This is a genomic window from Actinosynnema sp. NPDC002837, assembly GCF_040295345.1.
GTDB lineage: Bacteria > Actinomycetota > Actinomycetes > Mycobacteriales > Pseudonocardiaceae > Actinosynnema.
The window spans coordinates 23,535-29,892 of sequence record NZ_JBEOVG010000105.1 but is presented as its reverse complement, the minus strand read 5'-3'; the positions used below and the strand labels follow the sequence as shown (position 1 = coordinate 29,892).

The window sequence follows — 6,358 nt, the reverse complement described above, 5'->3', positions numbered from 1 at the left end:
GGTCCGGCTCGATTTGACATGGGGCCCTTACGGGCACACCAGGCAGGCCAAAGCCGGCAGGCCCGGCGGGGAAGAGCGTCCCGCCAGGCCTGCCGGCTTCGACCAGCCTAAAGCACCCGAACCCATGTCAAATCGGGCCTCGGTGGGTGCGCTGCGGGTCCGTTGTGCGGCGGTTGAGGGTCCTTGGTGTGGGGTGCGCTGTGGGTCCGTTGTGTGGTGGTTGAGGGTCCTTGGTGGGGGTGTGGCGGGTTCGTTGTGGGCGGTTTGGGTTCCTGTCCGTTGTGGGCGGTGGGGTCTGGCCGGTGTGGTTGATGGCGCAAAATCGCTTGCGCGGGAAGTGGTGGGATGATTCGCGCGTTGTCGTAGGTCGTGCGGAACACTCTCCTCGACGCCGAGGGCGTCCGGCTGTCGGTTCGCGAGTCGGGCCCGGCCGATGCCCCTGCGGTCGTGCTGGTGCACGGATGGGCGCAGTCCGGGGAGGTGTGGTCGCCTCAGCCGTCGTGGCGCGGTTACGCGGTGGATCTGCGCGGTCACGGGGCGTCGGACGTCGCCGAGGGCGGTTATCGGGAGTCGGAGGTTTGGGCGGCTGATCTGAAGGCCGTCCTCGATCACGTCGGGCGGCCCGCGGTGGTGGTCGGGTGGTCGTACGGCGGGGTGGTGATAGCCGACTACCTGCGTTTCCACGGCACGGCCGGGATCAGTGGGTTGGTGCTGGTCGGGGCGGTCACCGAGTTGGGGTGGGATCGGCCCGGCGGGGTTGTCGGGCCGGTGATGAAGGCGGCGTTGCCGGCGGCGTTCTCCGACGACCCGGCGGTGGCGGTGCCGGCGTTGGCGCAGTTCTGCCGTGATCAGGCGCCCGGGTTGGCCGGTGACGTGGTGCAGCGGATGTTGGGCACGGCGTTGCGGGTGCCGCCTCGGGTCCGGCGGGAGCTGTTCCGGCGGGACGTGGACAGCGCCGTCGTGCTGAAGGCGGTCGACAAGCCGACACTGGTCGTGCACGGCACCGCCGACGAGGTGGTCGACCCGGCCGCCGGTGAGTACGCGGCGGCCCTGATCCCCGGAGCCGACTTGCGCCGCTACGACGGAACCGGACACTCGCCGTTCCTGGAACGACCGGAGCGCTTCGCGGCCGACCTCGGTCGGTTCGTGGCGGAGGTCTCCCGGTGAAGCGGGTCGCGGTGCTGTCGGTGCACACGTCGCCGTTGGAGCAGCCCGGCACGGGCGACGCGGGCGGGATGAACGTCTACATCGTGGAGACCGCCACGCGGATGGCGCAGCGGGGTATCGCGGTGGAGATCTTCACCCGGGCCACGTCCTCGGAGTTGCCGCCGGTGGCGGAGCTGGCGCCCGGGGTGAAGGTGCGGCACGTGGTCGCGGGGCCGTTCGAAGGGCTGGGCAAGGAGGAGCTGCCCGGCCAGCTCTGCGCCTTCACGGCGGGTGTGCTGCGGGCCGAGGCGCGGCACGAACCAGGTCACTACGACGTCGTGCACTCGCACTACTGGTTGTCGGGGCAGGTCGGGTGGTTGGCGCGGGAGCGGTGGGCGGTGCCGTTGGTGCACACGGCGCACACGTTGGCGAAGGTGAAGAACCTGGCGCTGGCGGCCGACGACACGCCTGAGCCGCGGATGCGGGTGATCGGCGAGGAGCAGGTGGTCGCCGAGGCGGACCGGCTGGTGGCCAACACCGACGTCGAGGCGGCCGAGCTGGTCAAGCTGTACGACGCGGACCCGTCGAAGGTGCTGGTCGTGCCGCCTGGCGTGGACCTGGAGCGGTTCACGCCCGGTGATCGGGACGGTGCCCGGACGGCGCTGGGGTTGCGGCCGGAGTCGGTGGTGCTGGCGTTCGTGGGGCGCATCCAGCCGTTGAAGGCGCCGGACGTGCTGTTGCGCGCGGCGGCGGAGATGGTGGCGCGCGATCCCGGGTTGCGGTCGCGGTTGGTCGTCCTGGTGGTCGGTGGGCCGTCGGGGTCGGGGATGAAGACGCCCGACGAGCTGGTGCGGTTGGCGGCCGAGCTGCGGATCTCGGACGTGGTGCGGTTCCTGCCGCCGCAGGGCGGTGAGGCGTTGGCGAGGGTCTACCGCGCGGCCGACGTGGTCGCGGTGCCCAGTTACAACGAGTCGTTCGGGCTGGTGGCGCTGGAGGCGCAGGCGTGCGGGACGCCGGTGGTCGCGGCGGCGGTGGGCGGGTTGCCGGTGGCGGTGCGCGACTGGGTGTCCGGGGCGTTGGTGGACGGTCACGACCCGGGCGCGTGGGCGCGGGTGCTGTCGAGCATCGCGCTGAACCCCGCGTGCCGGGAGGAGCTGGCCAGCAACGCCGTCGGCCACGCCCGCCGGTTCTCCTGGGACCGCACGACTGATTCACTCCTCGCCGGGTACGCCGAAGCCCGGGACGTGTTCCGCGAGGAGGTCATCGCTTGAGCCTGGACGACGTCATCAAGTCGACGCTGGACGACCGCGAGCTGCGCTACGACCGCAAGGAGCCGGGGCGGTTCTTCGTGACGCTGCCCGGCACGAAGAAGCTCCAGACGAACTGCTGGCTGGTGGTCGGCAGGCACGCCCTGGTGGTGGAGGCGTTCGTCTGCCGCAAACCGGACGAGGCGCACGAGGACGTCTACCGGTTCCTGTTGCGGCGCAACGCCAAGCTGTACGGCGTGCACTACACGATCGACACGACCGGCGACATCTACCTGGTCGGCCGGATCGCGCCGCACGCCGTGACGCCCGACGAGCTGGACCGCGTGCTCGGGCAGGTGGTGGAGGCCGCCGACGGCGACTTCAACACGTTGCTGGAGATCGGGTTCGCCGGCGCCATCCAGCGGGAGTGGGACTGGCGGGTCTCGCGCGGCGAGTCGCTGGCCAACCTCGAGGCGTTCCGGCACCTGGTGTCCGAATCGTGATCGCGCGGGAGCAACGGGGGTGAGCCCGGGCCCCGTCCCACCGGTGACCGGAAACCAGGGAGGGGCACATGGGCAGACGGGTGGGATTGGCGGTCGCCGCGTTCGCGGTGCTGGCGCTGGCGGGTTGTGCGGCGAACAACTCGGGGTCGGCGGCGGATGTGGCCGCGCCGGTGCCGGCGCAGGACAACGCCCAGCGGGGCGGCGGCACGCCGAAGCAGGAGTCGGCCGGCACGGGTGAGGCGCAGCAGGCGGGCACGTCGGCGCAGCAGAACCGGCAGCTCATACGCACGGCGACGGTGGAGTTGCGCGCGCCGGACTCGAACGCGGTGCTGTCCGGGGTCAAGGACCTGGTGACCGCGGAGGGCGGGTACTCGGCGCAGGAGAAGTCGCAGTCCAACCGGGCGTCGGTGACGTTCAAGGTGCCCGGCGACCGGCTCGACCAGGTGATGGAGTCGATCGCCAAGTTGGAGGGCGTCGAGGTCAGCAGGCGTGAGCTGCAGACCGAGGACGTCACCGAGCAGATCGTGGACGTCGAGGCGAGGATCGCCAACCAGCGGGCCAGCGTGGAGCGGGTGCGGGGGCTGCTGGAGCGGGCCACGACCACGTCCGAGATCACCGACATCGAGGCCGAGCTGACCAAGCGGCAGTCCGAGCTGGAGTCGTTGCAACGCCGGTACGAGACGTTGAAGGGCCAGGTCGCCATGTCGACGTTGACCGTCGTCATCTCGGCGACGGGCGAGCCGGTGGTGGTGACGGACGAGAACGACTTCCTGGAGGCGTTCGCCGGTGGCTGGAAGGCGCTGGTGACGGCGTTCGGCTGGCTGCTGGTGGTGCTGGGCGGCGTGCTGCCGTTCGCGGTGGTGCTGGGGGTGCCGGCGTTCGGCTACCTGTGGTGGCGGCGTCGCCGGAGGGCCGTGACCGTCGAGCCGGTCGCGTCGTCGAGCACGCCGTAGCGGGCCGGCCGGCGCGGGAGCGCGGGGCGGCTTGGGAGAGAGGGGGAGTCGCGAGCTCAAGCCGCCCCGCGTCAGTCCCCGCTGAGGTGGATCCGGGCGGGGGGAGCCCGGGCTTCCAAGCGGGCCGCGGTTCGACGGGGGGATTGCGAACCGCGGTAGCCGCGCGGGTCGATCGGAGTGCGTGGGAGTCGACCCGCGAAGGCCATGCCAACTTGGCAGATGGCCGGTGATCACCACAAGGGCCGGCGCTAGTCCATTCGTGTGTTCTTAGCCGAGTTAAGTAACGCTGTAGCGCGACCGGCGACCGCCTTGACCAGCGATGTGGCTTGACTCACGATGACGGGATCCCGCCCCCAGGATGAATGAGGCAGCCGCATGGTCTTCCGCAGTCCGTTCCCCGATGTCGCGGTCCCGGACGTCTCGCTGCACGAGTTGCTGTTCGCCGACCTCGGCGAGCGCGTCGACCGGGTGGCCCTGGTCGACGGCACCTCAGGTGCGTCGCTGACCTACGGCCAACTGGCCGGGGCGGTCGACCGCCTGGCCGCCGCGCTGGCCGCCAGGGGGATCGGCAAGGGCGACGTCGTGGGCATCCTCAGCCCGAACACCCCGTACTACGCGGTCGTGTTCCACGGCATCCTGCGCGCGGGCGCCACCGCGACCACCATCAACGCCCTCTACACGGCGGACGAGGTCGCGCACCAGTTGACGGATGCCGGCGCGAAGATGCTGTTCACGGTGTCCGTGCTGCTGCCGAACGCCGCGCCGGGCGCCGAGAAGGCGGGCATCTCCGACGTGGTCGTGCTGGACGCCGCCGAGGGCTACCCCAGCCTGTCGTCGTTGCTGGCGAACGCCGAGCCGGTGCCGGAGGTGTCGATCGACCCGGCGCGGGACGTGGCCGTGCTGCCGTACTCGTCGGGGACGACCGGCCGGGCCAAGGGCGTGATGCTGACGCACCGCAACCTGGTCGCGAACATCATCCAGTGCGGGCCGCTGCTCCAGGTCGGCGGGGACACGAAGATCCTCGCCGTGCTGCCGTTCTTCCACATCTACGGCATGCAGGTGTTGATGAACAACGGCCTGCACGTCGGCGCGACGGTGGTGACGCTGCCGAAGTTCGACCTGGCCGAGTTCCTGCGCGTGATCCAGGACCACCGGACCGACCGCGTGTACATCGCGCCGCCGGTCGCCGTGGCGCTGGCCAAGCACCCGTTGGTCGACCAGTACGACCTCTCCGGCATCGACACGATCTTCTCCGGCGCCGCGCCGCTGGACGTCGACCTCGCGGCGGCCGTGGCCAAGCGGCTGGGCTGCCGCGTCTCGCAGGGCTACGGGATGACCGAGATGAGCCCGGTCAGCCACGCGATCCCGGACGGCCGCGACGACATCCCCGTCGGCACGGTCGGCGTCATCGCGCCGAACATGGAGTGCCGCTTCGTCGACCCGGCCACCGGCGAGGACGTGGGCGTGGGCGAGCGCGGCGAGCTGTGGTGCCGCGGCCCGAACGTCATGAAGGGCTACCTGAACAACCCCGACGCCACCGCCGCCACGCTCGACGAGGACGGCTGGCTGCACACCGGCGACGTCGGGATCATCGACGAGAACGGCCTGGTCAGCATCGTCGACCGGGTCAAGGAGCTGATCAAGTACAAGGGCTACCAGGTGCCGCCGGCGGAGCTGGAGGCAGTGCTGCTGACGCACCCGGAGATCGCCGACGCGGCCGTGGTCGGCGTGCGTGACGCGGAGGGCGAGGAGGTGCCGAAGGCCTTCGTCGTCCGCCAGCCGGGCACGGCGCTGGACGAGTCCGGCGTGATGGAGTTCGTGGCGTCCCAGGTCGCCCCGCACAAGAAGGTGAGGGTCGTGGAGTTCATCGAAGCGATCCCGAAGTCGGCCTCGGGCAAGATCCTGCGCAAGGACCTCCGTGCTCGTGAGGCCAGTTGATCGGGTGACCGGTTGGCGCAGGTGAGCCTTGTGGGCCATGGCTGACCTGCGTCGACTGCGCCGCCAGTGAAGTCGAGCATCGTCACGTCGATGCTGTGGTGATCACTCGATGGTGTTGACACCCGCTACTCGGCGAGCAGGGCTCGTCACGCTCCACAACCATGTCGGGTGCAAATCGGAACCACACATCGGAGAACACCGCATGCGCATCCTCGGAAGGCTGGCCGTCGCGGCCGGCGCCACCGCCGTCATCCTGCTGGCTGCCCCGGCCGCCAACGCCTCCGACGCACCGGCGGAGCGGACGGCGAAGGGCGCGATGGACGCCGTTCCCAGTGGCGACCTCCTGGGCGCCCTCTCCGGCGTGCTGGGCCCGCTGGGTGGCGGCCTCGGTGCCGTGACCGGTGGAGCCGGCGGCATCGGGGGCATGACCGGTGGGCTCGTGGACGTCCAGGGCCTCGGCGGCTGATCGGCTTCGGGCCGGGTCGGGGAGACCCGGCCCGGCCCGCCCGCTGCACCGATCAAGATCACACCTGCCGCCGACGTGAGCCGGCCCGGTCCATCTGGCAGGCTG

The 6,358-nt window shown here is 71.0% G+C and carries 6 protein-coding genes; all 6 read left to right on the top strand.

Annotated features, from left to right (window positions below):
* Positions 1 to 369 precede the first annotated feature (369 nt).
* The 6 genes from ABTZ99_RS39280 (at position 370) to ABTZ99_RS39255 (ending at position 6,253) form a co-directional block, all read left to right on the top strand.
* A complete protein-coding gene (locus ABTZ99_RS39280; RefSeq protein ID WP_499618093.1) occupies positions 370 to 1,167 on the top strand; it encodes an alpha/beta fold hydrolase in 798 nt (265 codons plus the stop codon).
* Complete coding sequence (gene mshA, locus ABTZ99_RS39275) at positions 1,164 to 2,417, top strand: D-inositol-3-phosphate glycosyltransferase (protein ID WP_498776278.1); 1,254 nt, start codon at positions 1,164 to 1,166, stop codon at positions 2,415 to 2,417. The genes ABTZ99_RS39280 and mshA overlap by 4 nt, the downstream gene beginning before the upstream one ends.
* Positions 2,414 to 2,896 (top strand): type III secretion system chaperone family protein, encoded by a 483-nt coding sequence (locus ABTZ99_RS39270; RefSeq protein WP_123745140.1) that lies wholly within the window; start codon positions 2,414 to 2,416, stop codon positions 2,894 to 2,896. The genes mshA and ABTZ99_RS39270 overlap by 4 nt, the downstream gene beginning before the upstream one ends.
* Before the next feature lie 68 nt (positions 2,897 to 2,964).
* Complete coding sequence (locus tag ABTZ99_RS39265; RefSeq protein WP_499618090.1) at positions 2,965 to 3,849, top strand: DUF4349 domain-containing protein; 885 nt, start codon at positions 2,965 to 2,967, stop codon at positions 3,847 to 3,849.
* A 375-nt stretch (positions 3,850 to 4,224) separates the two neighbouring features.
* Positions 4,225 to 5,787, top strand: a complete 1,563-nt coding sequence (locus ABTZ99_RS39260) for a 4-coumarate--CoA ligase family protein (protein ID WP_498776282.1) — start codon at positions 4,225 to 4,227, stop codon at positions 5,785 to 5,787.
* Positions 5,788 to 5,989: 202 nt separating this feature from the next.
* Positions 5,990 to 6,253 (top strand): hypothetical protein, encoded by a 264-nt coding sequence (locus tag ABTZ99_RS39255; RefSeq protein WP_498776284.1) that lies wholly within the window; start codon positions 5,990 to 5,992, stop codon positions 6,251 to 6,253.
* Positions 6,254 to 6,358 lie beyond the last annotated feature (105 nt).

Bases quoted from the DNA above. Each gene is read 5' to 3' on its own strand.
- ABTZ99_RS39265 (WP_499618090.1), top strand. From the start codon at position 2,965: ATGGGCAGACGGGTGGGATTGGCGGTCGCCGCGTTCGCGGTGCTGGCG.
- ABTZ99_RS39260 (WP_498776282.1), top strand. From the start codon at position 4,225: ATGGTCTTCCGCAGTCCGTTCCCCGATGTCGCGGTCCCGGACGTCTCG.
- ABTZ99_RS39255 (WP_498776284.1), top strand. From the start codon at position 5,990: ATGCGCATCCTCGGAAGGCTGGCCGTCGCGGCCGGCGCCACCGCCGTC.